30 protein-coding genes are annotated in these 24,059 nt (G+C 60.9%); 14 read left to right on the forward strand and 16 right to left on the reverse strand.

The features are described 5' to 3' along the window. Positions 1 to 24: 24 nt before the first annotated feature. The 5 genes from ACR0NJ_RS16530 to ACR0NJ_RS16550 form a co-directional block, all read right to left on the reverse strand. Positions 25 to 1,101, reverse strand: coding sequence for a sulfotransferase family 2 domain-containing protein (locus ACR0NJ_RS16530; RefSeq protein ID WP_480818228.1), 1,077 nt, complete (start codon positions 1,099 to 1,101; stop codon positions 25 to 27). Between the two features lie 121 nt (positions 1,102 to 1,222). Continuing rightward, the gene (locus ACR0NJ_RS16535; RefSeq protein WP_480818229.1) at positions 1,223 to 1,573 is read right to left on the reverse strand and encodes a hypothetical protein; all 351 of its coding nucleotides are present in this window, start codon (positions 1,571 to 1,573) and stop codon (positions 1,223 to 1,225) included. 54 nt (positions 1,574 to 1,627) lie between these two features. Further along, positions 1,628 to 5,083, reverse strand: a complete 3,456-nt coding sequence (locus ACR0NJ_RS16540) for a chromosome segregation SMC family protein (RefSeq protein ID WP_480818230.1) — start codon at positions 5,081 to 5,083, stop codon at positions 1,628 to 1,630. Between the two features lie 142 nt (positions 5,084 to 5,225). After that, entirely contained in the window at positions 5,226 to 5,621 is a 396-nt protein-coding gene (locus ACR0NJ_RS16545) for a hypothetical protein (RefSeq protein ID WP_480818231.1), read from the reverse strand. Between the two features lie 41 nt (positions 5,622 to 5,662). Beyond that, a complete protein-coding gene (locus ACR0NJ_RS16550; RefSeq protein WP_480818232.1) occupies positions 5,663 to 6,856 on the reverse strand; it encodes an aminotransferase-like domain-containing protein in 1,194 nt (397 codons plus the stop codon). Between the two features lie 153 nt (positions 6,857 to 7,009). Between ACR0NJ_RS16550 and ACR0NJ_RS16555 the strand changes: the two genes are divergently transcribed. Then, a complete protein-coding gene (locus tag ACR0NJ_RS16555) occupies positions 7,010 to 7,780 on the forward strand; it encodes an FCD domain-containing protein (protein WP_480818233.1) in 771 nt (256 codons plus the stop codon). A 246-nt stretch (positions 7,781 to 8,026) separates the two neighbouring features. Beyond that, positions 8,027 to 8,623 carry a hypothetical protein gene (locus ACR0NJ_RS16560; protein WP_480818234.1) on the forward strand — a complete coding sequence of 199 codons (597 nt, stop codon included), beginning with the start codon at positions 8,027 to 8,029 and terminating at the stop codon, positions 8,621 to 8,623. Positions 8,624 to 8,682: 59 nt separating this feature from the next. Here the strand turns inward: ACR0NJ_RS16560 and ACR0NJ_RS16565 are convergent, their stop codons facing one another. The 5 genes from ACR0NJ_RS16565 to ACR0NJ_RS16585 form a co-directional block, all read right to left on the reverse strand. Further along, entirely contained in the window at positions 8,683 to 9,243 is a 561-nt protein-coding gene (locus tag ACR0NJ_RS16565) for a F0F1 ATP synthase subunit B (protein WP_480818235.1), read from the reverse strand. Positions 9,244 to 9,248: 5 nt separating this feature from the next. Beyond that, positions 9,249 to 9,800, reverse strand: coding sequence for a F0F1 ATP synthase subunit B' (locus ACR0NJ_RS16570; RefSeq protein ID WP_480818236.1), 552 nt, complete (start codon positions 9,798 to 9,800; stop codon positions 9,249 to 9,251). 86 nt (positions 9,801 to 9,886) lie between these two features. Beyond that, a complete protein-coding gene (locus tag ACR0NJ_RS16575; protein ID WP_005981269.1) occupies positions 9,887 to 10,111 on the reverse strand; it encodes a F0F1 ATP synthase subunit C in 225 nt (74 codons plus the stop codon). A gap of 48 nt (positions 10,112 to 10,159) precedes the next feature. Continuing rightward, entirely contained in the window at positions 10,160 to 10,918 is a 759-nt protein-coding gene (locus ACR0NJ_RS16580) for a F0F1 ATP synthase subunit A (RefSeq protein WP_170587982.1), read from the reverse strand. A 2-nt stretch (positions 10,919 to 10,920) separates the two neighbouring features. Continuing rightward, positions 10,921 to 11,253 (reverse strand): AtpZ/AtpI family protein, encoded by a 333-nt coding sequence (locus tag ACR0NJ_RS16585; protein WP_480518490.1) that lies wholly within the window; start codon positions 11,251 to 11,253, stop codon positions 10,921 to 10,923. Between the two features lie 231 nt (positions 11,254 to 11,484). Between ACR0NJ_RS16585 and ACR0NJ_RS16590 the strand changes: the two genes are divergently transcribed. After that, on the forward strand, positions 11,485 to 11,817 hold the full coding sequence (locus ACR0NJ_RS16590; RefSeq protein ID WP_480818293.1) for an ArsR/SmtB family transcription factor: 333 nt from the start codon (positions 11,485 to 11,487) through the stop codon (positions 11,815 to 11,817). 2 nt (positions 11,818 to 11,819) lie between these two features. Here ACR0NJ_RS16590 and ACR0NJ_RS16595 read toward each other — a convergent pair whose 3' ends face one another. The 4 genes from ACR0NJ_RS16595 to ACR0NJ_RS16610 form a co-directional block, all read right to left on the reverse strand. Continuing rightward, positions 11,820 to 12,224 carry a universal stress protein gene (locus tag ACR0NJ_RS16595; RefSeq protein ID WP_480818237.1) on the reverse strand — a complete coding sequence of 135 codons (405 nt, stop codon included), beginning with the start codon at positions 12,222 to 12,224 and terminating at the stop codon, positions 11,820 to 11,822. 92 nt (positions 12,225 to 12,316) lie between these two features. Further along, the gene (locus ACR0NJ_RS16600) at positions 12,317 to 12,586 is read right to left on the reverse strand and encodes a hypothetical protein (protein ID WP_480818238.1); all 270 of its coding nucleotides are present in this window, start codon (positions 12,584 to 12,586) and stop codon (positions 12,317 to 12,319) included. Between the two features lie 69 nt (positions 12,587 to 12,655). Continuing rightward, positions 12,656 to 13,564 carry a DMT family transporter gene (locus ACR0NJ_RS16605; protein WP_480818239.1) on the reverse strand — a complete coding sequence of 303 codons (909 nt, stop codon included), beginning with the start codon at positions 13,562 to 13,564 and terminating at the stop codon, positions 12,656 to 12,658. Beyond that, positions 13,561 to 14,439 (reverse strand): LysR family transcriptional regulator, encoded by an 879-nt coding sequence (locus ACR0NJ_RS16610; protein ID WP_480818240.1) that lies wholly within the window; start codon positions 14,437 to 14,439, stop codon positions 13,561 to 13,563. The genes ACR0NJ_RS16605 and ACR0NJ_RS16610 overlap by 4 nt, the downstream gene beginning before the upstream one ends. 120 nt (positions 14,440 to 14,559) lie before the next feature. Between ACR0NJ_RS16610 and ACR0NJ_RS16615 the strand changes: the two genes are divergently transcribed. After that, complete coding sequence (locus tag ACR0NJ_RS16615) at positions 14,560 to 15,141, forward strand: FMN-dependent NADH-azoreductase (RefSeq protein ID WP_480818241.1); 582 nt, start codon at positions 14,560 to 14,562, stop codon at positions 15,139 to 15,141. Positions 15,142 to 15,212: 71 nt separating this feature from the next. Beyond that, positions 15,213 to 15,956 (forward strand): aspartate/glutamate racemase family protein, encoded by a 744-nt coding sequence (locus ACR0NJ_RS16620; protein ID WP_480818242.1) that lies wholly within the window; start codon positions 15,213 to 15,215, stop codon positions 15,954 to 15,956. 126 nt (positions 15,957 to 16,082) lie between these two features. Here the strand turns inward: ACR0NJ_RS16620 and ACR0NJ_RS16625 are convergent, their stop codons facing one another. Together ACR0NJ_RS16625 and ACR0NJ_RS16630 are read right to left on the reverse strand one after the other, a co-directional pair. Beyond that, complete coding sequence (locus ACR0NJ_RS16625) at positions 16,083 to 16,613, reverse strand: prolyl-tRNA synthetase associated domain-containing protein (RefSeq protein WP_480818243.1); 531 nt, start codon at positions 16,611 to 16,613, stop codon at positions 16,083 to 16,085. An 82-nt stretch (positions 16,614 to 16,695) separates the two neighbouring features. Next, positions 16,696 to 17,490, reverse strand: a complete 795-nt coding sequence (locus ACR0NJ_RS16630; RefSeq protein WP_480818244.1) for a LysM peptidoglycan-binding domain-containing protein — start codon at positions 17,488 to 17,490, stop codon at positions 16,696 to 16,698. A 301-nt stretch (positions 17,491 to 17,791) separates the two neighbouring features. Between ACR0NJ_RS16630 and ffh the strand changes: the two genes are divergently transcribed. The 9 genes from ffh to trmD all read left to right on the forward strand — a co-directional run bounded on the left by ffh (position 17,792) and on the right by trmD (position 24,020). Further along, positions 17,792 to 19,294 carry a signal recognition particle protein gene (gene ffh / locus ACR0NJ_RS16635; RefSeq protein ID WP_480818245.1) on the forward strand — a complete coding sequence of 501 codons (1,503 nt, stop codon included), beginning with the start codon at positions 17,792 to 17,794 and terminating at the stop codon, positions 19,292 to 19,294. Then, complete coding sequence (locus tag ACR0NJ_RS16640) at positions 19,291 to 19,845, forward strand: GNAT family N-acetyltransferase (protein ID WP_480818246.1); 555 nt, start codon at positions 19,291 to 19,293, stop codon at positions 19,843 to 19,845. Before ffh ends, ACR0NJ_RS16640 begins: the two co-directional genes overlap by 4 nt. Beyond that, the gene (locus tag ACR0NJ_RS16645) at positions 19,842 to 20,381 is read left to right on the forward strand and encodes a GNAT family N-acetyltransferase (RefSeq protein ID WP_480818247.1); all 540 of its coding nucleotides are present in this window, start codon (positions 19,842 to 19,844) and stop codon (positions 20,379 to 20,381) included. The genes ACR0NJ_RS16640 and ACR0NJ_RS16645 overlap by 4 nt, the downstream gene beginning before the upstream one ends. Continuing rightward, the gene (locus tag ACR0NJ_RS16650; RefSeq protein WP_480612253.1) at positions 20,378 to 20,674 is read left to right on the forward strand and encodes a chorismate mutase; all 297 of its coding nucleotides are present in this window, start codon (positions 20,378 to 20,380) and stop codon (positions 20,672 to 20,674) included. Before ACR0NJ_RS16645 ends, ACR0NJ_RS16650 begins: the two co-directional genes overlap by 4 nt. A 42-nt stretch (positions 20,675 to 20,716) precedes the next feature. After that, on the forward strand, positions 20,717 to 21,106 hold the full coding sequence (gene rpsP, locus ACR0NJ_RS16655; protein WP_480818248.1) for a 30S ribosomal protein S16: 390 nt from the start codon (positions 20,717 to 20,719) through the stop codon (positions 21,104 to 21,106). Between the two features lie 12 nt (positions 21,107 to 21,118). Continuing rightward, the gene (gene bluB / locus ACR0NJ_RS16660; protein WP_480818249.1) at positions 21,119 to 21,754 is read left to right on the forward strand and encodes a 5,6-dimethylbenzimidazole synthase; all 636 of its coding nucleotides are present in this window, start codon (positions 21,119 to 21,121) and stop codon (positions 21,752 to 21,754) included. 141 nt (positions 21,755 to 21,895) lie between these two features. Further along, entirely contained in the window at positions 21,896 to 22,399 is a 504-nt protein-coding gene (gene rimM, locus ACR0NJ_RS16665) for a ribosome maturation factor RimM (RefSeq protein ID WP_480818250.1), read from the forward strand. Next, positions 22,399 to 23,211 carry a hypothetical protein gene (locus tag ACR0NJ_RS16670; protein WP_480818251.1) on the forward strand — a complete coding sequence of 271 codons (813 nt, stop codon included), beginning with the start codon at positions 22,399 to 22,401 and terminating at the stop codon, positions 23,209 to 23,211. The genes rimM and ACR0NJ_RS16670 overlap by 1 nt, the downstream gene beginning before the upstream one ends. Then, positions 23,211 to 24,020, forward strand: coding sequence for a tRNA (guanosine(37)-N1)-methyltransferase TrmD (gene trmD / locus ACR0NJ_RS16675; protein ID WP_480818252.1), 810 nt, complete (start codon positions 23,211 to 23,213; stop codon positions 24,018 to 24,020). The genes ACR0NJ_RS16670 and trmD overlap by 1 nt, the downstream gene beginning before the upstream one ends. Positions 24,021 to 24,059 lie beyond the last annotated feature (39 nt).

Consider the following 24,059-nt stretch of genomic DNA (forward strand, 5'->3'; position numbering starts at 1 on the left):
CCCAAACGCCATCAACAAGCTCTATCAGTTTAGCCTATCGCGGTGCTTTCTTTTGCTCAGGCGCCCCATAACAGCTTTGGTCAACAGCGGCCATGGGTTTTCCTGCACCGCACGAAATGCCGCATTTGATGCGCGAAGCGCGTCTTCGGTTCTGTTTAGGCGATCTTGCAGCCGGAATTGCTGCAACCGCGCAGCCTCATCCAAATTATCCCAGATGCCCGGGTGTTCTTTGTTGCCACAGATGGCTTCCTGCAAGTCCAGAAACAAGGGCGCACTCCGATCGCTTTGGCCGAACTCAAGTGACTGATCCCGCGGCACTGCTGCCAAAAGCCGCGATATATTTCTGAGGACAGGATGCGTGCCTTCGGCGATGACAGGTGCGGAAGAGCTTTTGATCTGAGCCGCAGGGTCGCAGGAATATCCATAGGCCTCAAAGTCATGCCGATAAAGCTCAACAAGGTTTTCAACAACTCGGTCTTCCGAAAGGGCTTGTTGTAACCCACCGCGCGTATCGCTCGACCCTTTGTTGATTTCGCGGGATTCGACCACTGCATCTTCAACACCCGCTGTCCTCATTGCGAGGCCAAAATCTTCGTTCAGAGTCTCGACATAACCGATGAAATTTGGGCGCACCGCCGCATTCAAAATATTGATGTGCTGCGGACGCCAATGCGGATCGAGGCTCAAGGGGTCTGGATCATTTGAGATCAGTTCTACAAAATCGGCAAAAGAAAGCTTGGCGTCTTCGGCCAGCGAGTACTTTTTTGCAAATTTCCCCCAGACGTTTTCATCGCGTTTGATTGTGTTTGGATTTACTTTTTCATTGTAAGCGGACAAGCATCTTGCAAATGGGTTTCTTGCGAAACTGAACACAAACGCATTCTCAATATTGGGAAAAAACTCGATTCTATACTCGAACGGGCTTTGTTTGACGTTATGAATACGCTTCCCCGGAGGCATTCCCGAAATTTCCCAAAGATGGCTAAGAACAAAGGAGAAACCCGCCTTGGGGTTATGGAGGTAAAGCAGATTTTTTGGGCCCAAACCTCTGATCAGGCGACCTTGAAGAAAAGAAACTACGGTTGAAGTTGCATCATGCACTAGGAGCGTCTCCGACGAATTAAGACGAGATGCAAGCTAATTGTTTCAGTTCGTGTATGCCACCTAAGAACGCAAATTAAAAAATTATTGCGAGTTTCGGCGTGGGATGCACTTTCAAGTCTCACTCCGGCCGCACCGGATACCGATCCCCTTTCTCATCAATCAGAATCAGCCTTTCCCCACTCCGCACGTACAAATCGCACCGGCTGAAGCCATTGCGGTAGGCGATGCAGACGCTGCCGTCCTCGGCGATGGAATAGGTGCCAAAGGCAGCATCTCCGCTGGCGTAGGTATAGGAATAGGCCCCTCCGGCTGAGAACGCGGCCTGCCCGTCGTCATAGAAAGTCAGCGTGCGGCCTGCCAGCGCGTCCAGCTCGTCAGGCGACAGGGGAATGTCTCCAGATTTGGTGGCCCATTCGGTGGCCATCGCCGGGCTGGCAGCCAGCAGAGCAAGGATCAGATAGCGGGTCATTCGGACAGTCTAGCCCGAAGCGCCCTGCAACAGGCATAACGATGCAGTTATCAGTCAGGCGACCATCTGCTCGGCTTTCTTGAGGTCGACCGAGACCAGTTGGCTGACGCCCTGTTCCTGCATTGTCACACCAAACAGACGGTCCATCCGCGCCATGGTCACCGCGTGGTGGGTGATGATCAGGAACCGGGTGTCGGTCTGGCGGCACATCTCGTCCAGCAAGTCACAGAACCGGGTGACGTTGGCGTCATCCAGCGGCGCGTCAACCTCATCAAGCACGCAGATCGGGGCGGGGTTGGCGAGGAAGACGCCGAAGATCAGCGCGGTGGCGGTCAGGGTCTGTTCGCCGCCCGACAACAGGCTGAGGGTCGAGAGTTTCTTGCCCGGCGGTTGGCACATGATTTCCAGCCCCGCATCCAGCGGATCGTCGCTTTCGACCATGACCAGATTGGCCTCACCACCGCCAAAGAGGTGCTTGAACAGCATGGCGAAGTTGGAATTCACCTGTTCGAACGCGGTCAGCAGACGCTCACGGCCTTCGCGGTTGAGGCTGGCGATGCCGCTGCGCAGGGCTTTGATCGCCTCTTCCAGATCGGCCTTTTCGCCGTTCAGCGTGTCGAATTCTTCTTGAACTTCCTTACTGTCCTCCTCGGCGCGCAGGTTCACCGCGCCCATCGCGTCGCGTTGGCGTTTGTGGCGGTTGACCTCGGATTCCAGCGCGTCGGCGGCGGGCATCTGGTCGGGGTTCACGTCCAACTGGTTGAGCAACTGGTTGGGCGTCAGTTGCTGATCCTCGGCGATGCGTTCGGCTGCCGCCATCACGCTTTCCTTGGCCGCATCACAGCGCGCCTCAGCCGCCGCTCGGGTTTCGCGGGCTTCCGAGGCCAGACGTTCGGCTTCACGCTCGGCCAGCACAACCTCGCGCTGCTCGGTCTCGGCCTCGGCCAGCTTGTCGGCGGCCTCGGCGCGGCGGGCTTCGGCGGTTTCGATCAGCTCGTTGAGTTCCTCGCGGGCCTCGGCAATCTCGCCGGGGGCGGCCATAGCCTCTTGCAATTCCTCTTCAGAACTTTCCTTGCGTTCGGCCAGTTCCGCGATACGCTTTTCCGCTGTTTCAAGACGATGCTTCCAGCCGCTGAGGTCTTTCGTCACCTCTTGGCTTCGCCGGGTGCGAGCCTCGCCCTCACGTCGTAATTCATCATGGGTCGAGCGGTGGGTCAGCATGGTGACCCGCGCGGCCTCGACCGTCTGTTTGATGTCCTCGACCTGCGCGCGGGCGCTGTCCAGATCGCCCAGCCCGGTCAACGCGCCCTCGGCCTCGCGCAGTTGAGCGCGGGCGGACATGGCGTCGTCCTTGTGGCGGTCCACCGCAAGCGTCAGGGTTTCCAGCTTGCCCTGTGCCAAGTTGCGATCTGCTTCGGCGCGGGACAGTTGGCGCGCGGTGTCGGCCATGCGTTGATCGGCAGCGCGGCGGGCCTCGCGGGCGCGGCGGTCGGCCTCGGTCACGTCGGCAAGTTGCTGCGACAGCGCCTCATGCGCGGCGCGGGCACCATCGGCCTGCGCCTCGGTCCGGGCGAGTTCCTGTTTCAACGTTTCCAGTTTGTTGAGCTGTTCCAAACGCAGGGCGGCGGCGCTTGGGGCATCCTCGGCCCAGGCGCGAAACCCGTCCCAGCGCCACAGGTCGCCCGAGCGCGACACCAAGCGCTGACCGGGTTTCAGCGCGGCCTGCAGACGCGCGCCCTGATCGGAATCGACCAGCCCGATCTGCGCAATGCGGCGGCTGAGCCGGTCGGGGCCCGAGACATGCAGGGCCAGCGGCTCGGCCCCTTCGGGCAGCGGTTGATCGCTGTCGTAACCTGCCACCTGTACCCAGCCTGATGGGCCGTCGCCTTCAACCAGAGGCGCGCGCAGGTCGTCGGCCAAGGCCGCACCCAGCGCTTTTTCGTAGCCCGAGGCGACGCGCAGCAGGTCCAGCACCTGCCCGCCCTCGGCGGTGTCGCGTTCGACCAGCTTGGCCAGCGCAGTGGTTTCGGCCCGGATCGCGCCCAATTCGCCCTCGGCCTCGGAGCGTTTGGCGCGCGCCTCGGCCTCACGCGCCTGCGTGTCATTGCGCAACTCGTCTGCGGCGGCGAGCGCTTCTTCGGCGGCCTCGGCGGCTTCGCGGGCTTCTTCTTCGCCCTCTTGCGCGGTCTCGAAGGCCTCGGCTGCGCGGGTCAGGGCCGCGCGCGCTTCATCCACGGCGGCGCGGGCTTTTTCCTCTTCGCCCTCGGACCGGGCCAGCGTCTTGCGGCTGTCCTCGACCAGACGCTGCGCCGATTGGTGGCGGGCGACCAGACGGGCCATATCCTCGGTTTCCTGCGACAGGTGATCTTCGCGATCCTGCAGAACCGAGGCGGCCTCGCGGGCAACCTCCGCGGCCTCGGCCACCTTCTGGTCATAGCCTTCGGCGGCCTTGGCAAGCTCGCGGGCTTCCCATTCCAACCGTTCGATCATCTCGCCCGCGTCGCGGTTCAGGCCGGATTCGCGTTCGATATCATTGCCAAGCTGCTGGATGCGATTGGTCAGCGTTTCAATCGTCTGGCGGGCGCGGGTTTCCTGATCGCTCAGTTGATCGCGCTGCACCATCTGGCGCTGCAGGACGGCGGCGGCGATGGCTTCTTCCTCGCGTAATGGCGGCAGAGTCTCTTCGATCTGGGCGCGTTTGGCGGCGGCTTCACGCGCTTCGGCCTCGGCACGCGAGGCCTCGGTGAGGCGGTCGCGCAGCTTGTCTTCGGCTTGCTGGCGGGCCATGTCGGCCTCTTTCCAGCGACGATAGAGCAGCATCCCTTCGGCCTGCCGCAACTGCTCACCAATCTCGCGATAACGCGCGGCCTGACGGGCCTGACGGGCGAGTTGCGCCAGCTGCCCGCCCAACTGTTCCAGCACGTCGTCGACGCGGGTCAGGTTGGCCTCGGTGCCTTTCAGCTTTAGCTCGGCCTCGTGGCGGCGTTGGTAAAGCCCCGAGATGCCGGCCGCCTCTTCCAGAATACGGCGGCGGGCGCGGGGTTTGGCGTTGATCAACTCGGCGATGCGGTTCTGGCCCACCAGCGCGGGCGAATGCGCGCCGGTCGAAGCATCGGCGAACAGCATCTGCACATCGCGGGCGCGCACATCCTTGCCATTGGTCTTATAGGCGCTGCCCACGTCGCGGGTGATGCGGCGCACAATCTCAAGCTGGTCACTGTCGTTGAAACCCGACGGTGCCAGACGTTCCGAGTTGTCCATGGTCAGGACCACCTCGGCAAAGTTGCGCGCGGGCCGGGTGGCGGCCCCGGCAAAGATCACATCCTCCATCGCGCCGCCGCGCATGGATTTGGGGCGGTTTTCGCCCATCACCCAGCGCAGAGCCTCCAGCAGGTTGGATTTGCCGCAACCATTAGGCCCCACCACACCGGTCAGCCCGTCCGCGATGATCAGATCGGTCGGGTCAACAAAGCTTTTGAAGCCGGTCAGTTTGAGTTTGCTGAAACGCAAATGGCTGCTCTTGATATGATTCCTCTGGCTATTGAGTGTGAGCAAGCGAGGGGCGAGGTGTCAACGTGATTGCGCAGGATATGGGTCATTCTCCCGAGTTATCCACAACATCTTGGCGAAACTACGCGCAGACCCGCGTATCTCAGTACGGTGTGCATTCAAAGACCTGATAGCCGTATCCGCCGGAATAGCCGTAGTTCACGCATTCATAGGGGCGGCGGAGCAGCGCGCCGAAAATCAGCTTTTCCCCCAGCTCGCGGTCACAGCCCAGAACCCCCACCGTTACCGCCGCGTCGCCCAGCACATCCAGAATCGGACAACCCGAGACCTGCGCCATGGCCACTGCAGCCCGGTCCCGGATCGGGCCAAGACGCGGGGCGTATTGCGGGTTCACGCGCACGGCCTCGGCCAGTTCATCTCGGACACGAACGTCGAACACGCTACCGTTCACCGCGATACGTGTGGCCGGTTGATCGCGGAAGTAAGGCGTGCCAGCCGAACAGGCGGCCAGCAGCAGAAGGGGCAGATAGCGGATCATACCGCCAGCTATGGGCCAATATGGTTAACAGAACCTTTCCGTCATTCGCGCAGGAGGACACCCAACCTACGTATGCCCTCGCGGATCGTGTCCTCATTCGAGTTTGAGAAGCTCAGGCGGATCGTGTTGGCACCGCCGCCATCAGGGAAGAAGGCCTGACCCGGCACAAAGGCGACCTTGACCGTGTCCAGAGCCCGCGCCAGCAGATCACCCCCGTTGGTTCCCGCAGGCAGGGTCAGCCAGATGAACATTCCGCCCTCGGGGCGGGTCCACTGAACGCCGTCGGGCATATTTACCTCCAGCGCCGCCAGCATGGCATCGCGCCGCGCGCGATAGGTCTGGCGCACCTTCGGGATATGCGTGTCGAAACAGGCCTGCGCCACCTGATGCACCGCCATCTGGTTGATGGTGGCCGAGTGCAGGTCCGCCGCCTGTTTCATCAGAACCAATTGCGAGATGACCGGCTTGGCTGCAACCACCCAGCCCATCCGTAGCCCGGGAGACAGGGTTTTCGAGAAACTGCCGCAATAGATCGTCCGGCACGCCTCGATCGACCCTTTGCGTGCCAGTTCCAGCGCCAGAACGGGCGGGATTGGCGCGCCGTCGTAGCGCAGGGCCTGATAGGCCCCGTCTTCGATCACGGCGCAGTCCAGATCATCGGCCAGATCCAACAGCGCCTCTCTGCCCCGCAGGTCCACGGTTTCCCCGGTCGGGTTGGCGAAATCGGGCGACAGGTAGGCGAATTTGACCTTGCCGGTCCCGGCCGCATATTCCGCCGCGCCCCGATTTTCGTCGATGCCGAGGCGATCAAAACGGGGCTCATAGGCGTTGAAGGCTGCAATCGCCCCTAGATAGGTCGGCCACCCGACCAGCGCCGTATCGCCGGGAGACAGGTAGAGCTTCCCCAGATAATCCAGCGCCTGTTGCGAGCCCGATGTAATCAGGACGTTGTCCAGCGCGCACTCCACGCCGATCTGCCGCATATGATCCACCAGCCATTCACGCAGCGGGACATACCCCTCGCTAACGGAATATTGCAGCGCCTGTGCCCGTGTGCCCGGGCCCAACGCCTGTTGAAAGGCCTGCGCAAAGGCATCCGCCGGGAACAGGGTCGGGGCCGGGATACCGCCCGCAAAAGAAATGATGCCCGGCTGGTCCAGCAGTTTCAGCAACTCGCGAATTTCCGAGGCTTTCATGCGCGTCGTGCGGGTGGCGAATAGCGGCTGCGTGGACATCGGGCTCCTCCGAACTGGATTTTTAGCAGCCTATGCGCACCTCAATTAAAGTCAATAATTCTGACCTAATATTTCAGCCTTTGTGATTTCTCCCGCTTCTTGAACCCGGTTTGGATGCGTGGTCATATGATTTGACCAATTCCGGAACGCCCCATGCCCTTTCACAAAGTTCAAACCGAAAAGCTGTCACATGCCGTCGTGCGTCAGATTGAGTTGCTGATCCTGCGGGGCATCCTGCGCCCCGGCGAACGGCTGCCCCCGGAACGCGAACTGGCCGACCGGATGGGGGTTTCGCGCCCCTCGTTGCGCGAGGCAATTTCCGAGTTGCAGGCGCAGGGATTGCTGACCGCCAAGGCCGGGTCCGGGATTTACGTGGCCGAGGTTCTGGGTTCCGCCTTTGCCCCCGCCCTGATCCGCCTGTTCAGCAGCCATGACGAGGCGGTGTTCGACTATCTCTCATTTCGGCGCGACATGGAGGGGTTGGCGGCAGAGCGCGCCGCGCGGTTGGGGTCCGGCAGCGACCTGAAGGTGATCCAGACCATTTTCGACAAGATGGAAACCGCGCACGCCCGCAACGCCGCCGAGGATGAGGCCCGGCTGGATGCCGAGTTTCACATGGCCATCATCGAGGCCAGTCATAACGTCATCATGCTCCACATGATGCGTTCGATGTACGATCTGCTGCGGCAGGGCGTGTTCTACAACAGGCAAATCATGTTCCAGCAGCGCGCCACCCGCGAGGCCATCCTGAACCAGCACCGCGCCATTAACACCGCCCTTCAGGCACGCGACCCGTCAAAGGCGCGGGATGCGGTGGAACAGCATCTGAACTTTGTGGAACGCTGCATGGAGGATCAGCAAAAGGCCGAGAAGAACGAGGAAATTGCGCGGCAGCGGCTGGACCACGAAACCGGGCAGCCATGAGTTTTTTCCGCCCCAATCGAGAATGAAATCTAAACTTCGTCCACATCCACAACGGGTGAACTGTGCGAAAAAGGTAGACATCCGGGCAACAAGATGTTTACGCGACTGCACCATCAGCAAAAACCTGGCACCCGGTCGCAATTGAGCAAGCACAAGCTGAAAATGATCAATCTCTTACGTCGCCTTACCCCTGTAAACGACCCCTGTATTATCGTTGCCAGCAACGGACGGTCCGGCAGCACGCTGATGTATGACGCTCTGCGTCAGGCAAACAAGCGACGGCATCGGCCACGCAAGGCGAAATCGGTGTTCGAGGCGCGGCTGGAAACCGCAGCGCTACACCCCGGAACGCTGGTCAAAACGCATGATTTTCCGGACGCGCTAAAAACCCGGGCAAATGTGAAAACGCTTTTCTGCTTTGGCTCAACAAAGGATTCCGCACTGTCGGTCTATTCTGCGATTGAACGGTTCGGGCGGGATTGGGTGGATGAGCATTTCGACCACCTTCATGCCTCGGGCCCGGTCGAGGATCTGTTCCGGCGCGATGTTCTAAATCAGGCCAGCCAGATGGAACGCTGGGGCACATTTGAAGACTCTCCGGTTCTGTGCCTGCATTATGAGGCCATCTGGACCCGGCAGGCTGACGTTGCCGATTTTCTGGGCCTCAAGTTCCAGGTGCCCGAACGGGTTGAACGTGCCAAAAAAACCATTCCTGACGACATTCTGGCGCAGGCTGCGGCTTTGTACGATCCGATCGACGCAGTCCTGGATGAGTTGCCCCAAGTCTTTGTCGCCTCAAAAGACTACGCAGACATCTTGAACAAACTTTCAAGCCAGGGATAACGTGGCAAAGAAAAAACCCGGCGCTGAGGCCGGGTTTTCTGTCTGATTGTCTGTCAATCTCAGTGCAGCTTTTCGCCGACATCCGCGATGGACGCGTCGATCAGCTTGTTTGCCTGAGCTGCTGTCATCTGCTTGGCCAGAACGGCGCTTGCTGCCGAGACCGCGACGGACACCGCCTGATCGCGTACCTCTTTCACGGCCGAAGCTTCGGCTGATGCGATCTGGTCCTGTGCGGCCGCCAGACGACGGGCGATGGATTTCTCCAGATCGACCTTGGCTTGTTCCGCCGCCAGAGCCGCATCTGCTTTCGCCGCTTCGACGATGGCATCCGCCTGACCCTGAACTTCGCGCTGCTTGCGCTCGTACGAGGCCAGCAGGCTGCGCGCTTCTTCGTGCAGGGCGCGGGCTTCGTCCAGTTCGGACTTGATGCCAGCGGCCCGGTTGTCCAAGGCGCCGCCGATCATGCCGGGGACCTTGAAATAGAACAGGACCGCGATGAAGACGATGAAGCCCAGCAGGACCACAAAGTCGGTGTTGCCAAGCGAGAAGAACGGGCCGCTTGCTGCCAGCGCGGGGCTGGCTGCGCCGACAGTCAGGATAAGGGCAAGAGTGTTCCGCATGTCACTTATCCTTTCGTCTGCGCGTCTACGGCACTGTTGATGGCTTTGGCATCCGCCTCGCCGCCCAGTGCAGTGACCAGTTCAGCCGCCGTATCCTTGGCAACCACTTGAATGCTTTCCAGCGCACCGGCACGGATTTCGGCAATTGCCTTTTCCGATTCAGCCGCCTTTGCAGCGATTTCCGCGTCTGCCTTGGCAATCGCGTCATCCAGACCAGACTGGATTTCGGCGCGGGCTTCCGCTGCGATACGCTGTGCCTCAGTCCGGGCATCGGCCAGCGCCTTGTTATAGGCCTCTTCGGCCTCGACCGCCTTGGCCTTCAGATCTTCGGCCGCAGCCAGGTCATTTGTAATGGTCCCCTGACGTTCAGCCAGGATTGCCGCGATGCGGGGCAGAGCCACGCGGGACAGGACCAGAAAGATGACGACCAGCGTAATGACCAGCCAGAAAATCTGGTTGGGGAACCAATCGAAGCAGAGCTGCGGCATACCGATCGCCGACCCATGAGAGTCAACGCAGGTGCCAGCTACTTCTTTGGCAAGGGGTTCAGTCGCCATGATGTCCTCCGTCGGAACGTTGTCTTTACAACAGGTGGGCCGCTATGGCTTGGGCCCACCTGCGCGTAAGGATCAGGTTCCGCAGATTAGACGGCGAACATCAGCAGCAGCGAGACCAGGAATGCGAAGATGCCCAGCGCTTCTGCGAATGCGATACCGATGAAGAGGGTTGCGGTCTGCGAAGCAGCCGCCGAAGGGTTGCGCAGGGCGCCAGCCAGGAAGTTGCCTGCAACGTTGCCCACCCCGATTGCGGCTGCGCCGGAACCGATTGCTGCCAGGCCTGCGCCGATGTGTGCGAGATCGCCTTCCATGATGTGTCTCCTTACGAATTGGAAGTTTCGATGTTGGGTGTTCGGACCTTAGTGCGACGGATGCAGCGCATCCTTGAGGTAAACACAGGTCAAAATGGTGAATACGTAGGCCTGAATGAAGGACACGAGGACCTCGAGGCCATACATAGCGGTGATCGCCAGAACCGACACGGGCGAGATCACGGCAATCGCGGCAAAGCCTGCGAACACCTTGATCACGGCGTGGCCTGCCATGACGTTACCGGCAAGACGAATGGAGTGGCTGACGGGACGCACGAAGTACGAAATCAGCTCGATAATCGCCAGAACCGGGCGCAGCGCCAGCGGTGCGCTCGAGACCCAGAACAGGCCCAGAAACGCGGCACCGTTCTTGACGAAACCCAGAACGGTCACGGTCAGAAACACGGCCAGCGCCAGCGGGATGGTTACGGCGAAATGCGATGTGGTGGTGAAGGATGTGGGGATCATGCCCAGGAAGTTCGCGCAGACGATGAACATGAACAGGGTCATGACATAGGGGAAGTATTTGACGCCTTCCTTGCCGCAGATGTCTTCCAGCATCTTGTAGATGAAGCCATAGGCCAGTTCGGCCACCGACTGCATCCGGGTCGGAACAATCGCGCGCTTCGAGGTGCTGAGAACCAGCAGACCAAAGATCGCGGCAATCGCCAGGAACATCCACAGGGTCACGTTGGTGGGCGTGTACCAGGCAATCGCACCGTCGCCAAAGAGCGGCTTGACGATGAACTGGTCCATCGGGTGGAATACCAGGCTGCTGCCTTCTGCTGCGGTGGTCTCGGTCGCCACGTTCAGTCCCTCTCGTCCTTCTCGGCCGCGCTTGCAGCCGCTTGTTTATCTTGAACCTCTTTCGCGCTGCGGAGCATAACCTTCACGCCCGCGACAAGGCCCAGCAATGTGAAAAGCACCAGAAAGATCGGGATTGTCCCGAGCAGGCTGTCCAGCCCGTATCCGATGCCAAATCCGATCCCCAGACCGGATACCATTTCGATGACCATCCTCCAGGCAAGCTCGCCCCCGGACACGTCAGCATCTGCGCGGGGCTTGGGCGCTTTGGCCTTTTTCGCCGCTTCGATCTTGGCCTCAAGCTGCGCCATACGCTGCTTTTGGTCATCATCGGTCACGGGCGGGTCCCTCGTACAGTCTTGGGTAGGGTGCTAAGGGGCTGCGGGCACAGAGTCAACGGGGTTGCGCGCCTGGATTGTCGCACATTAAAATATTGATTTTAAATGAAATTCGTTACTCGTAGCCTAATCAGGATTCCGGCCAATCCGGATGCCACACGCCAAAAGACCTGAATCCGCATATTCAACCAAATGGTTGACCAAACTTCGGGGCTGTGGTTCAGCACGGGCATGCCCAACGACCTCGACACCGTTTTCGCGGCCCTTGCCGATCCCACCCGCCGCACCATCCTTGCGATGCTGCTTGAGGATGATATGGCCGTCACGGACGTGGCGGAACCGTTCGAGATGTCGCTGGCTGCGATCTCGAAACATCTGGTCATCCTGACCAAAGCCGGGCTGATTAGCCAGGAGAAACGCGGTCGAGTGAAGTGGTGCAAGCTGGAACCAGACGCCCTGCGCGCAGCCTCAGTCTGGATGCAGGGGTTCGGGCAGTTCGAACCGGTCAATCTGGATGCGTTCGAGCGGTTTCTCGAAGTCGAACTGCCCGCGGGCGACGACTAAAGCTATCTGACTACAAAAACCGAGACACTGGCATGCTTCGCCAGATACCCCGCGTGGCTTGAGAAAATATAGTCGGTTATCCGCGGCGCATGGGTGCCAACCACGATCAGGTCCGCGCCGATCTCGTCAGCCGCCTTGGCCAGATCCCCATCGACCTCAACGGCCACGTCGACCGAGTGGATATTGCGGAACGCGACCTCGGTCCCGCTGTTTCTGGACAGTTGATCCGCGAACGCGCGCAAATCTTGATGAACCGCCGAGTCTGTCTGAGCCGGATCAGTTCCGGTCACGCTGACAACGGTGATTTTCGCGCCCTGCCACTTGGCTACCTCGGCGGCAACGTCCGCCGCCTTGCGAACCTCGGGCGGCAGATGCAGGTCCACCGGGAACATGATATGTTTATACATGGCAAATTCCTCCTCGCCGCAAAGCATAGGGAAATTTGCATGTATCGGCCTTGATCTGCCTCAACGGACAGTTTCGAACGGGAAGCTTCGGGCTAGCCTTCCTGGCTGAACTCCACGCCTGTCACAACCCCGGTCGCGTCTGCGCGGCACAACCAGGGGGCGGTCGCGCCCTCTACTGCGACCGTTGTGACCGAACCGGTGGGCGCGATCTGGGTGCCCGTCGCGCGTACCCCGTCGGCCTGAACACCTGTTTCGGCCACCACCAGCGCCTCGCAGCTGGCCTGCAGGTCCGTCTCAGAGGTGCCGGTCTGGCTGCACGCAGAGATCGAAAGCCCTATCCCGGCGACAAAGATCCGATTCATTTTTCTGCGTCCTTTCGATTGCCCCGTTTAGGGGGGTGAGCTTTACATGGCTTGCGCGGAAAGCAAGCCTCAATCGGACAAGCGCCGGATTGGGGTCGGAGCTTCTTCTTTCAACAAAAGCAACAGCGCCACAACGGTCAGAACAACCCCGCCCAAAATCAAGCCGGTCGGCACACCGTTGCCCAAAGCGATTTCCCACAGAATGACCCAGCTTGGCACCAGATAGGTATAGGCCATGACCTTGGCCGAGGGCAGCCGTAGGGCCGAGAACTGGACCAGAACGAAACTCGCCGCTGTTGCGAAGAATGACAGGTATAGAATACCCAGCCAGACGATGAACGGCAGGTTCAGCCAATCGGTCGCGGCAATGTCGGACCACCCGAATACAAGCAGAACCAGGAAGCCCGAAACGAGCGTGCCGAAGGTGAACACCACAGCAGGCTCGCCCCGATTCAGCTTGCGCACCATCGGCGTGTAGACCGCATGCGCGACGCAGCCCCAGAAATAGATGATCTCTCCGGTTCCGATCTCGAACAGGCGGAACGCCTGCCAGTCCGCTCGGAAAATCACCCATAGCGCCCCGATTGCGCCCACGATCAGGGCCAGCGCCATGCGGGGCGTCGTGATCTGCCGCAACAGGACCCAGCCCGCAAGGGCCGAGATGACAGGCGTCAGGGTAAACACCGCCGCAGCGCTGACCGGCGGGGCGGTTTGCAGGCCGTAGAACATCAGGACGAAATAGGTGGCGAACAACCCGCCCAATATCAGATAGCGCCAAGGTGCCTGCGCCGCCCCGCGCGACAAGCCGGTGGTGACAAGGGCCGCAACCCCGATCACCAGCGCAGCAATGGCAAAACGCATCGCGTTCAGCGCCGCCGGAGCGATCTCATTGGCAATGATCGAGCCCAGCGAGAAACTGCCCGCCACAAGCGCCGAAAAGGTCAGCATGGCCAGATGGCCGCGCGCCTGTGGGCTCATGGCAGCCAGCCCTTGGCCTGTTCTTTGAGAAATTTCAGAAACGCCTGCACCTTGGTCGTCCGGTGCAGGTCCACATGGGTCACCAGCCACAGCTTGCCGGACCATTCCGGCAACGGCTCCATGACCTCTTCCAGATCGGGGTGGCGCGCAGCCTCCCACCGGGCCATGAAGCCGATGCCTGCCCCGGCCAGTACCGCCTCACCTCCGGTGAAATTGTTCGAACACCGGAAGGTGATCGCCTCGGCCGGAGCATTTTCGCGCAGCCATCGGGCAAATGGGGCGCGGCTGTTTTCATCGTCATTGCCCACAAACGCATGATCAGCGAAATCTGACACGCCCGAGGGTTTCCCCCGCCGCGCGATATAGTCCTTGCTGGCAAAAAGCCCGACCTCTTGCGAGATGAAGGGCTGCACAACGTTGTCCGGCTGATCCGGCGCAGCCCCGGCGCGAATGGCCACATGCGCCTCGCCATATTCCAGCCGGAACAGGCGGTCGCCGGTCAGATACCGCACGATCAGGCCGGGATGCGCGTTCTGAAACGTGCTGAGCGTCGGCACCACCAAAGGCGCAAGCGAGGCCAGAGACGTCACGACCAGCTCGCCCGAGACATCATCGCCCCGCCCCTTCATCCGCCCGACCAGTTGGTTGAACTGATCCTCAGTGGCCTGCGCCACACGCAACAGGTCTTCACCAGCCTCGGTTGGCGTGTAGCCCCGCGCATGACGCTGGAACAGTTTGACGCCCAGCCGCGCCTCGATGGCGTCGATATGGCGGATCACGGTGGCGTGGTGCACGCCCAAAACCTCGGCCGCGCCGCTGACGGTTCCCATGCGCGCCACCTGATAAGCGGTTCTCACTTCATCCCAATTGTCCATGACACATCTTCTTCTGTGCAATTTCCAACATTCAATGTTGATGTATCCGAGTTTTGTTCACCAATGCAACATTCATATTGGGGACAGCAAGATTTCCCTGACCAGAAGGACCCCAAAACCATGACCAAGACCATCCTGCATATCGACGCCTCGGCCCGCCGCACCGGATCAGCCACCCGCGACTTGTCCGACCGGATCGTTCGCCATTTGGATGCCGGGCGCATCATCCGCCGCGACCTAGCCACGCCCCTGCCCCTGCTGACCGAGGACTGGATCGCCGCCAACTTTACCCCCGCCGATCAGCGCGACGAAGTGCAGCGGGACCAACTGGCGCTTTCGGACGAGCTGGTATCGGAACTGCAACGCGCGGATACCATCGTTATCGGCCTGCCGATCTACAATTTCTCGGTCCCCGCCGCCTTCAAGGCCTGGATTGATCTGGTCGCCCGCGCGGGCCTGACCTTTTCCTATACCGAGGCTGGCCCCAAAGGCCTGCTGGATGGCAAACGCGCGATCCTCGCCATCGCCTCGGGCGGCACGGCAGTCGGGTCCGAAATCGACTTTGCCACCAACTACGCAAAACACGTGCTGGGCTTCATCGGCATCACCGATGTCGATGTCATCGCTGCCGATCAGATGGCATTGGACGCCGAAGCTGCACTAAACAGCGCCCATAAGGCGGTATCAGAACTGGCCGCCTGATCCCCTCTGGCCTTTGCGCCACGAAACGTCCAGTCTGCGCCTTAGCGGGTTTGCAAGACTGGGCGTTCATCATGAAGAAAATCGGAATTCTGGGCGGTGTCGGCTGGGCCTCGACCGTGGACTATTACCGGGCAATTGCCGAAGGTGCCGGGCGCTATTTCGCCGAACGCGGCCACGGCTCGCCTCTCCCAATCCCGCCGATGACCATCGAATCCGTCACGCAGGCCAAAACCCGAGCCCTGCGCGGTGTGGCGGGAGATGAGGCCAGTTGGGCCGCCTTCGACGCGGTCTTCCGCGATGCCCTGCTGACGCTGGAACGCGCCGGTTGCGATTTCGGCATCATCGCCTCGAACACACCGCATGCAAGGCTGCACGCGATCCGTCAGGGCGTGTGCATGCCGATCCTCAGCATCTTCGACGCCACCGCCGAGGTCACAGCCGCAAGCGGAGCCCCGGACGCTCTGGTTCTGGGCACAACAGTCACCATGCAGGCCACCAACTACGCCGACCGCCTCGCCACCGAGGGCATCCGCGCCAATGACCGCCTGCCCGAGGACGACATCGCCGAAATGCAGGCCATGATCGACACCGACTTTTACGGAGGCGCGTCAGCCACGGCCCACAAACGTCTATTGGACTTCTGCAACCGCCAAGCCAAACCGGGCACGGCAATCCTGCTGGCCTGCACCGAACTGCCGCTGGCCTTCCCCGATCACCTCGACGACCCGATGTTCGAAGCAGACGGCCACCTGTTCATCAACCCCTCCGCCGCTCATGTCGCGGCGGCCCTGAACAAAGCCCTGACCGAACCCTAAAGCCGCCGCGTCTTCTTCTGTTCAAAAATACCTCCGCCGGAGGGTGAGGGGCGTTACAGAAACTGTCCGGCGGACAGTTTCAGCCCGAACGGGCGGAGCCCCGGCCTGCGCCCCAAGGCCCGTCCCCTAGGGCAACCAGCCCACCTCGCACCCGATCCGATCAAAAAACGCCATCACGTCCGAGCGCGCCATTGCAACGGTCCGGTCATTGACCAGCGGGTGCATATAGATCACATCCGCCTGCCGGGCGGCAGCGTCCATAAAGAACCGCACCCCAGCCCCGACCCCTGTGATCATCGCCAGCGGGCTGACCGAGCCGGGACGAATGCCCAGGTTCTGCATCAGCCGATCCGCCGACCCGAAAGACAGGCTGCCGATCCCCAACTCGGCCCCAAGGGCTTTCAGGTCAATCTCGCGGCTCTGCTCCAACGTCACCAGATAGTTCCGCTTCTTCTTGTCCCGCAGATACAGGTTCTTGAGGCGCAGGGCGTTCTCACCCGGAACCATGAACTGATCCTCGACTCCTTTTGCATCCTCGACCGTGCGCAGCGGGATGTGACTGTGCAGCCGATAGGGCAGCCCCCACGCGTCAAGCTGCGCCAGCAGCGCGTCCGAACTGATGGGCAGGTTGTCGGCTGAGGTATCCGATGCGGTCATATAGCACCCCCGGGAAATGACTTCGACAGAAGCGTGATGCCGAAGCCTTCGCTGACTTGCAACCGGGGAAGGTACTTCGAGCTTAGCCCTTGACCATGCTCCGCGCCATCTTCAGTGCCTTTTCATACTTCGCGATACGCAGGTCCAGGTTCTGCAACGCATTCTTTTCGACCTCGCCCACTTTACTCAGTGCCGATTTCTCGATCCGCTTCAACGCGTTGGTCCATTTGACCGGGTCCCAGTTCCCCTTGGCAACCTCAATCGCCGCCCCGGCCCAGAACGAGGGCGTCATGAGACCCGCAATAACCGAGACAGCACGTTTTCCCCAAAGCCCGGCTTTGGTGGTCTCTTTGATATCATCCCGGAAGGCCTGCGCGATGAACTGGGAATCCTGAATGCCCTTGTCGATCACGAATTGCTTGAGGAATTTCTTGTTGTGCAGGATCAGCTTGCTGCCTGCCAGTTGCGTGCTTTTGTAGGCCGCGCCAACCTTGAACGCCAAACCCGTCCCAAGGGTCAGCAACAGCGCGTTCAGATCGTTCTTGTCGCTGGCCTTTTTCGCCTTGAGGTATTCCGATGTGACATCCTTTCGAAGCGCCTTGAAATCCTGTGCGGCCTCTTTCCGGTTTTTCTTCAAGCTGGCCAGAACGCTTTCAATTTCCTTAAGCGACTTTCTGTCCACCACCATCGCCGCAGAATTTGCCGGAGGTATCCTGACCTCATCCCCCGGCATTATTTTCGACGGGTTCGGCCGCAATTTTCGGAACTTTGCGTTTTCCTTGTGCTTATAAATGATGTCGAAATTCTTGTATCCGTATTTGGCAGCGATCTTGTTCAGATTTTCGCCTTTCTTCACCACATGCGTTAATACTTTCATAAAAATACCCCTCACCACGCAAACCAGTAAAAAATACCCTAGCAGCGTGCCACAAAACCGCGTTTCAGGCAAACCGCGCCCGATGACGGGATACAGGTCTACAGCCAGCCCGGTCTTGACACTGTGAACTGATTTACATAAGCCGCCCCAAACATCCGGAAGAGAGTACCCTTCCGGTCCCTTGAGTCGTTCAGGGATCGCCCCCCACCAGCGAGTTTCGCCCGTGGGGGCGTTTGTGCATTTAACCGGCGCATCCTATGTAGGGCACGCCATCAGATAACCGGCATAGGAGGCCGAAGGCATGTTTGAAAATCTATCCGAACGCCTTTCTGGCGTCTTTGACCGGCTGACCAAACAGGGTGCCCTGTCCGAAGAAGACGTCAAAACCGCCCTGCGCGAGGTTCGCGTTGCCCTGCTTGAGGCCGATGTCTCGCTTCCGGTGGCCCGCGAATTCGTCAAGAAGGTGCAGGAACAGGCGACCGGTCAGGCCGTCACCAAGTCGATCACCCCCGGCCAACAGGTCGTCAAGATCGTACATGACGCGCTGGTTGATACCCTGCGTGGCGAGGAAGACCCCGGCGCGTTGAAGATCGACAACCCGCCTGCGCCGATCCTGATGGTCGGTCTGCAGGGCTCGGGTAAGACCACGACCACCGGCAAACTGGCCAAACGCCTGAAAGAAAAAGAGGGCAAGAAGGTCCTGATGGCCTCGCTCGACGTCTATCGCCCGGCGGCGATGGATCAGTTGGCGGTGCTGGGCACGCAAGTTGGCGTCGACACGCTGCCGATCGTGCCGGGCCAGAAACCGGTTGATATCGCTATGCGCGCCAAGCAGCAGGCGACGCTGGGTGGCTATGACGTCTATATGCTCGACACTGCGGGCCGTCTGCATATCGACGAAGTCCTGATGGATGAGGTTGAGCAGGTCCGCAACGCGGTCGACCCGCGCGAGACGCTGCTGGTCGTCGACGGCCTGACCGGTCAGGTCGCCGTCGAGGTGGCCGAGGAGTTCGACGCCAAGGTCGGCATTTCCGGCGTGGTCCTGACCCGGATGGACGGCGATGGGCGCGGTGGTGCGGCGCTGTCGATGCGCGCTGTTACCGGCAAGCCGATCCGCTTTGTCGGTCTGGGCGAGAAGATGGACGCGCTAGAAACCTTCGAGCCAGACCGGATCGCCGGTCGTATTCTGGGCATGGGCGACATCGTGGCCCTGGTCGAAAAGGCCCAGGAAACGATGGAGATGGAACAGACCGAGCGCATGATGAAGCGCATGGTCAAAGGTCAGTTCAACATGAACGACCTGAAAATGCAGCTGGAGCAGATGATCCAGATGGGCGGTATGCAGGGCATGATGGGCATGATGCCGGGCATGAACAAGATGGCCAAGCAGATGGATCAGGCGGGTCTGGACGACAAGATCCTGCGCCAGCAGATCGCCCTGATCCAGTCGATGACCAAACGCGAACGCGCCAACCCGCAACTGCTGCAGGCAAGCCGCAAGAAACGGATTGCGGCGGGTTCGGGGATGGAGGTCAGCGACCTCAACAAGCTGCTCAAGATGCACCGGCAGATGTCGGACATGATGAAGAAGATGGGCAAGATGGGCAAAGGCAAGATGTTGAAACAGGCCATGAAGGGCATGTTCGGCAAAGGCGGCCCCTCGCCCGAGGAAATGGCCGCAGGCATGGACCCCAAGGCGCTGGAACAGGCGGCCAAGGCAATGGGCGGGCGCGGTGGTCTGCCCGGTCTGGGCGGCGGCATGGGCCTGCCCCCGGGCCTCAGCGGGTTTGGTAAGAAAAAGTGAACCTGATCGCTGATCATATCCCCCGGCTTGAGACCGAGCGCCTGATCATGCGCGCGCCGTCCGAGGCTGATCTGGACGCGGATACCGCGTTCTTTGCCAGTGAGGCGGCGAAATTCGTCGGCGGCCCGCTGCGCCGGGATGAGGTGTGGCGGGTCTTTGCCTCGCTTCTGGGGCATTGGGTTGTGCGCGGCTATGGCTATTGGAGCGTCGATGAAAAGGACACCGGCGCTTATGTCGGACGCATCGGCCTGTGGTTCCCCGAAGGCTGGCCCGAGCCCGAGGTCGGCTGGACCCTGATGACCCATGCCACCGGCAAGGGTTATGCGACCGAGGCGGCGCAGGCTGCACGTAGCCACGCCTATGATGTGCTGGGCTGGGAGACGGCGATCTCGCTGATTGATCTGGACAATCACGCCAGCAAGGCGGTGGCCAAACGTCTGGGTGCACAGTTCGAATATCTCTACGAACACCCCAAATACGGCAAATCCGAGATTTGGCGGCACCCGGCTCCGGGTGATCTGGTGAATGGCGGGATGGAGGCTTACGCATGACCTCGTCCACAATCCCCACCATCGAGACCGACCGCCTGATCCTGCGCGCGCCGCATCTGGACGATTTGCCTGCGATGATTGCCTTTTACGCCTCGGAACGCAGCCACATGGTCGGCGGGCCCAAGGATGAGCTGGGCAGTTGGTCCTCGCTGGCCGGTCGTTTGGGACACTGGGCGCTGCGCGGCTATGGCCTGTGGCACCTGACCGAGAAATCCAGCGGCGCGTTTGTCGGCTGGGCCGGTATCATCGACGTGCCGGGCTGGGCTGAACCTGAACTGGGCTGGACCGTGATGGCTGAAGCCGAGGGCAAAGGTCTGGCATATGAGGCCGCAGAGGCCGCCCGCGACTATGCCGCGCGCCATCAGGGGCTGAACGGCGTGATCTCGTACATTGCCCACGAAAATGACCGCTCGCGCGCTTTGGCCGAACGCCTTGGTGCAGTGCTGGAAGTTGAGAATGCTGAGCTGTTGGGCCTGACCGCCCAGATCTGGCGTCACCCGCAGATTGACTTGACCACCGAAAGGACCGGCCAATGACCAACCCCGTGACACAGGCTGCCACGCTGTTGAAAGAGCATCGCGAAAGCATCGACCGGCTGGACGCGATCCTTGTCTACACGCTGGGCGAGCGGTTCAAGCACACGCAGGCTGTTGGCAAGCTGAAAGCGACACACGACCTTCCCCCGTCCGATCCCACGCGCGAAGCCGCGCAGATCGCACGGTTAGAAGACCTGGCGAAGGAGGCCGATCTGGACCCCGATTTCGCCAAGGCTTTCCTGAATTTCATCATTCAGGAAGTCATCCGACACCATAAGAAGCATCAGAACTAAACCGGGCTTACCCCGGATACGCCATTCAAAGGAGATACCACCATGGCAATGAAAATTCGTCTCGCCCGCGGCGGCTCGAAAAAGCGTCCCTTCTATCGCATCGTTGCGGCTGACAGCCGTATGCCCCGCGATGGCCGTTTCATCGAGAAGCTGGGCACCTACAACCCGCTGCTGCCGAAAGACAGCGAGGAGCGCGTGAAAATGAACATGGAGCGCATCCAGTACTGGCTGGATCAGGGCGCACAGCCCACCGACCGGATCGCCCGCATGCTGGAAGCTGCCGGCGCCCGCGACAAGGCCGAGCGCAATAACCCCAACAAGGGGACCCCGGGCAAGAAAGCTCAGGAACGCGCGGAAGAGAAAGCAGCCAAGGCCGCTGAGGCAACGGAAGCTGCCGAAGCACCGGTTGAAGAAGCGGCTGCGGAAGAATAAGCAGGCGGGCACGTGCGGGATCAGGCTTTTTCAGACGATTTTCGCACGCAGTTCGATCTGTTGCTGCGGCTCCGGCGCGATGTGCGCCGGTTCCGCACCGATCCTGTGGACGAGGCAGTGCTGACGCGCTGCCTCGACGCGTTTCAATTGGCTCCTTCGGTGGGGCTCAGCGAACCCTGGCGCGTGACCCGCGTCGAAAGTGCGACCGCGCGCGCCGCAGCGCTTGAGAATTTCAAGACGGCCAATGCCGAAGCCCTGAAAGGGTATTCCGGCGACAAGGCGCAGCTTTACAGCCAGTTGAAGCTGTCGGGGATGCAAGAGGCCCCGGTGCAACTGGCCGTATTCTGCGACGACGCCACCGACAAGGGGCAGGGGCTGGGCGCGGGCACGATGCCCGAGATGCGGCGCTATTCGGTGGTTTCGGCCATCACCCTGTTCTGGCTGGCCCTGCGGGCCGCGGGGCTGGGGCTGGGCTGGGTGTCCATTCTGGACCCAGACCAGATGGTGCGCGATCTGGATGTACCCGATGACTGGCGGCTGATCGGTTATTTCTGTGTCGGCTGGCCCGAAGAGATTTCGGACACGCCCGAGCTGGAAAAGGTCGGCTGGGAAGACCGGGCTAGTACCCTGCCGATTGAGGTAAGATAGATATGTTCGGCCTGTTACGGCTTCCCATACTCCTGGCAATCGCCTTTATTGTCGGCGTGTTCTTTGAACGCAGCAACCAGCGCGAGGCCTGCGAGGCAATCGGGCAATGGCGGGACGGACTATGTGTGACGGAAGGCTCAAATGAGTGATCTGATCTGTGTCGGCAGCATTGCGGGATCCTACGGCGTGCGCGGCGAAGTACGGCTGAAAAGCTATTGCGCTGTGCCCGAAGATATCGAGGCCTACTCGCCCCTGACCGACGAATCCGGCACCGAACGCTATCCTCTGGTTCTGACCCGAGCGATCAAGAACGGCTTTGCCGCCCGGCTGGGCGGGGTGGAAACCAAGGAACAGGCCGACGCCCTGAAGGGCCTGCGCCTGTTTGCGCGGCGGGAACAACTCCCCTCATTGCCCGATGACGAATTCTATCACACCGACCTGATCGGGCTTGAGGTCTATGACACCGGCGGCACCCTTCTGGGGAAGGTCAAGGCGGTGCAGAACCACGGCGCGGCGGACCTGTTGGAACTGCAGGGACCGGGGCTGAAAGCCACCGTTCTGTTGCCGTTCACCTTGGACAGCGTGCCCACCGTCGATCTGGACAAAGGTCGCATCATCGCAGACCCGCCCGAAGGCCTGTTTTGATGCGGCGCGTTTTGCTGCATCTGGGTCTGCACAAAACCGGGACCACTGCAGCACAGTCGTTCCTTTATGAAAACCGGGAACTGATCTGGCCAAATTTCTCGCTGGTTCTGCCCTACAAGACCCGCAAGAGCGGAATGGCCGACGCCGCCACGCGCCACTCGGTCTATCGGCTGGACGGCACGCTGGCCGATTTCGGCGGTCAATTGAACGAATTTCTGACCACACTCGATTTCGGAACCCGCCGCGGCCTGATCCTGAGCGAAGAGAACTTCGCGGGCCTGCGCCCCAGCAGAAATAGCGCCGAGGGCTACGCGGCGGCCCCCGATCTGGCCGCCACTCTGGTCAGTGCGGTTAAGCGCCGCCTGATTGGCGAGGAGGTGGACATAACCGTCTACCTGTCCCTGCGCGAAAAGCCCGACTGGCTGCGCAGCCTGTGGGCCCACGACTTGCAGCGCACGCGCCTTGTGCAGGATTTCGACGATTTCCACGCCAATCTCGATCACCTGCCCGAGTTGCGCGAAACAGCCGACGCAATCCGCGATGCGCTTCCCGATGTCACCATACAGACAGAGCGGCTGGAAGACCTGCGCCAGCGCCGGTTCGGCCCCGGCGCACCTTTTGCCAAATTCCTGGACCTGCCGCGCTCAAAGGCCATGCAGCTAGTGCCGCCGCGCAAAGCCAACCCCAGCCTGCCCGATGCGGTCTTGTCGGAAATGCTGGCGCTGAACCGCTCGGCGCTGGACGACAGCGCGTTAATGGCGCAAAAGAAGGCGCTTATTCAATCCGCCCAAGATGAACTGACCCGCCACTGATGACCGACACGCCCTCAAAATCTCATGGACGCAAGGCGATCCGCCCAACCCTGAAACCGCGTGAGCTGCTGACGCCCGCGCCGGATCTGCACGGGGTGTGGAAGGCCAAGATCATCACCCTGTTCCCCTCGGCCTTTCCTGGCGTTCTGGGGGAAAGCCTGACCGGCAAAGCGCTCCAAGAGGGGTTGTGGCAGCTAGAGACTGTTGATCTGCGCCAGTTCGGCATCGGCAAGCACCGCAATGTTGATGACACGCCTGCGGGCGGCGGCGCGGGCATGGTGCTGCGCGCCGATGTGCTGGGCGCGGCAATCGAGCACACAATGGCCGGGGTGCAAGGCAACTGGCCGCTGATCTACCTCAGCCCGCGTGGACGCCGGATGGACCAGCGCATGATGCAAAACCTCGCGCGCTGTGATGGCATGACTTTGCTCTGTGGCCGGTTCGAAGGCGTCGATGAGCGGGTGCTGGAGCATTACGGCGTTCAGGAGGTCAGCTTGGGCGATTTCGTCATGACCGGTGGTGAGATCGCAGCACAAGCCATGATCGACGCCACCGTGCGCCTGATCCCCGGTGTATTGGGCAATCAGGCCTCGACCGAGGAGGAAAGCTTCTCCTCGGGCCTGTTGGAGCACCCCCAATACACCCGCCCCACCGAGTGGAATGGCCGCCCGATCCCCGATGTGCTGATGTCCGGCCACCACGGCCGTATCGCCGAATGGCGGCACCAAATGGCTGAAGAGATCACTCGGGAAAGACGGCCAGATATTTGGGACGCCTACGCGAAATCCAAGGGCGAAGCAGCCGACTGAACGGCGCGACTGTGGCTTCCGGGTCGCAGGTGGAAAACT

It is taken from the genome of Ruegeria sp. F11 (genome assembly GCF_056533855.1).

What these genes read in the sequence shown, in the direction of transcription:
- ACR0NJ_RS16670 (WP_480818251.1), top strand. Translation starts at nt 22,399, where the DNA reads ATGCGGCGCGTTTTGCTGCATCTGGGTCTGCACAAAACCGGGACCACT.
- ACR0NJ_RS16545 (WP_480818231.1), bottom strand. Translation starts at nt 5,621, where the DNA reads ATGATCCGCTATCTGCCCCTTCTGCTGCTGGCCGCCTGTTCGGCTGGC.
- ACR0NJ_RS16625 (WP_480818243.1), bottom strand. Translation starts at nt 16,613, where the DNA reads ATGACCGCATCGGATACCTCAGCCGACAACCTGCCCATCAGTTCGGAC.
- ACR0NJ_RS16595 (WP_480818237.1), bottom strand. Translation starts at nt 12,224, where the DNA reads ATGTATAAACATATCATGTTCCCGGTGGACCTGCATCTGCCGCCCGAG.
- ACR0NJ_RS16630 (WP_480818244.1), bottom strand. Translation starts at nt 17,490, where the DNA reads ATGAAAGTATTAACGCATGTGGTGAAGAAAGGCGAAAATCTGAACAAG.
- rpsP (WP_480818248.1), top strand. Translation starts at nt 20,717, where the DNA reads ATGGCAATGAAAATTCGTCTCGCCCGCGGCGGCTCGAAAAAGCGTCCC.
- ACR0NJ_RS16560 (WP_480818234.1), top strand. Translation starts at nt 8,027, where the DNA reads ATGTATGACGCTCTGCGTCAGGCAAACAAGCGACGGCATCGGCCACGC.
- ACR0NJ_RS16615 (WP_480818241.1), top strand. Translation starts at nt 14,560, where the DNA reads ATGACCAAGACCATCCTGCATATCGACGCCTCGGCCCGCCGCACCGGA.
- ACR0NJ_RS16600 (WP_480818238.1), bottom strand. Translation starts at nt 12,586, where the DNA reads ATGAATCGGATCTTTGTCGCCGGGATAGGGCTTTCGATCTCTGCGTGC.
- trmD (WP_480818252.1), top strand. Translation starts at nt 23,211, where the DNA reads ATGACCGACACGCCCTCAAAATCTCATGGACGCAAGGCGATCCGCCCA.
- ACR0NJ_RS16535 (WP_480818229.1), bottom strand. Translation starts at nt 1,573, where the DNA reads ATGACCCGCTATCTGATCCTTGCTCTGCTGGCTGCCAGCCCGGCGATG.
- ACR0NJ_RS16555 (WP_480818233.1), top strand. Translation starts at nt 7,010, where the DNA reads ATGCCCTTTCACAAAGTTCAAACCGAAAAGCTGTCACATGCCGTCGTG.
- ACR0NJ_RS16620 (WP_480818242.1), top strand. Translation starts at nt 15,213, where the DNA reads ATGAAGAAAATCGGAATTCTGGGCGGTGTCGGCTGGGCCTCGACCGTG.
- ACR0NJ_RS16550 (WP_480818232.1), bottom strand. Translation starts at nt 6,856, where the DNA reads ATGTCCACGCAGCCGCTATTCGCCACCCGCACGACGCGCATGAAAGCC.
- ACR0NJ_RS16575 (WP_005981269.1), bottom strand. Translation starts at nt 10,111, where the DNA reads ATGGAAGGCGATCTCGCACACATCGGCGCAGGCCTGGCAGCAATCGGT.
- ffh (WP_480818245.1), top strand. Translation starts at nt 17,792, where the DNA reads ATGTTTGAAAATCTATCCGAACGCCTTTCTGGCGTCTTTGACCGGCTG.
- ACR0NJ_RS16570 (WP_480818236.1), bottom strand. Translation starts at nt 9,800, where the DNA reads ATGGCGACTGAACCCCTTGCCAAAGAAGTAGCTGGCACCTGCGTTGAC.
- ACR0NJ_RS16590 (WP_480818293.1), top strand. Translation starts at nt 11,485, where the DNA reads ATGCCCAACGACCTCGACACCGTTTTCGCGGCCCTTGCCGATCCCACC.
- ACR0NJ_RS16610 (WP_480818240.1), bottom strand. Translation starts at nt 14,439, where the DNA reads ATGGACAATTGGGATGAAGTGAGAACCGCTTATCAGGTGGCGCGCATG.
- ACR0NJ_RS16565 (WP_480818235.1), bottom strand. Translation starts at nt 9,243, where the DNA reads ATGCGGAACACTCTTGCCCTTATCCTGACTGTCGGCGCAGCCAGCCCC.
- ACR0NJ_RS16645 (WP_480818247.1), top strand. Translation starts at nt 19,842, where the DNA reads ATGACCTCGTCCACAATCCCCACCATCGAGACCGACCGCCTGATCCTG.
- ACR0NJ_RS16605 (WP_480818239.1), bottom strand. Translation starts at nt 13,564, where the DNA reads ATGAGCCCACAGGCGCGCGGCCATCTGGCCATGCTGACCTTTTCGGCG.
- rimM (WP_480818250.1), top strand. Translation starts at nt 21,896, where the DNA reads ATGAGTGATCTGATCTGTGTCGGCAGCATTGCGGGATCCTACGGCGTG.
- ACR0NJ_RS16650 (WP_480612253.1), top strand. Translation starts at nt 20,378, where the DNA reads ATGACCAACCCCGTGACACAGGCTGCCACGCTGTTGAAAGAGCATCGC.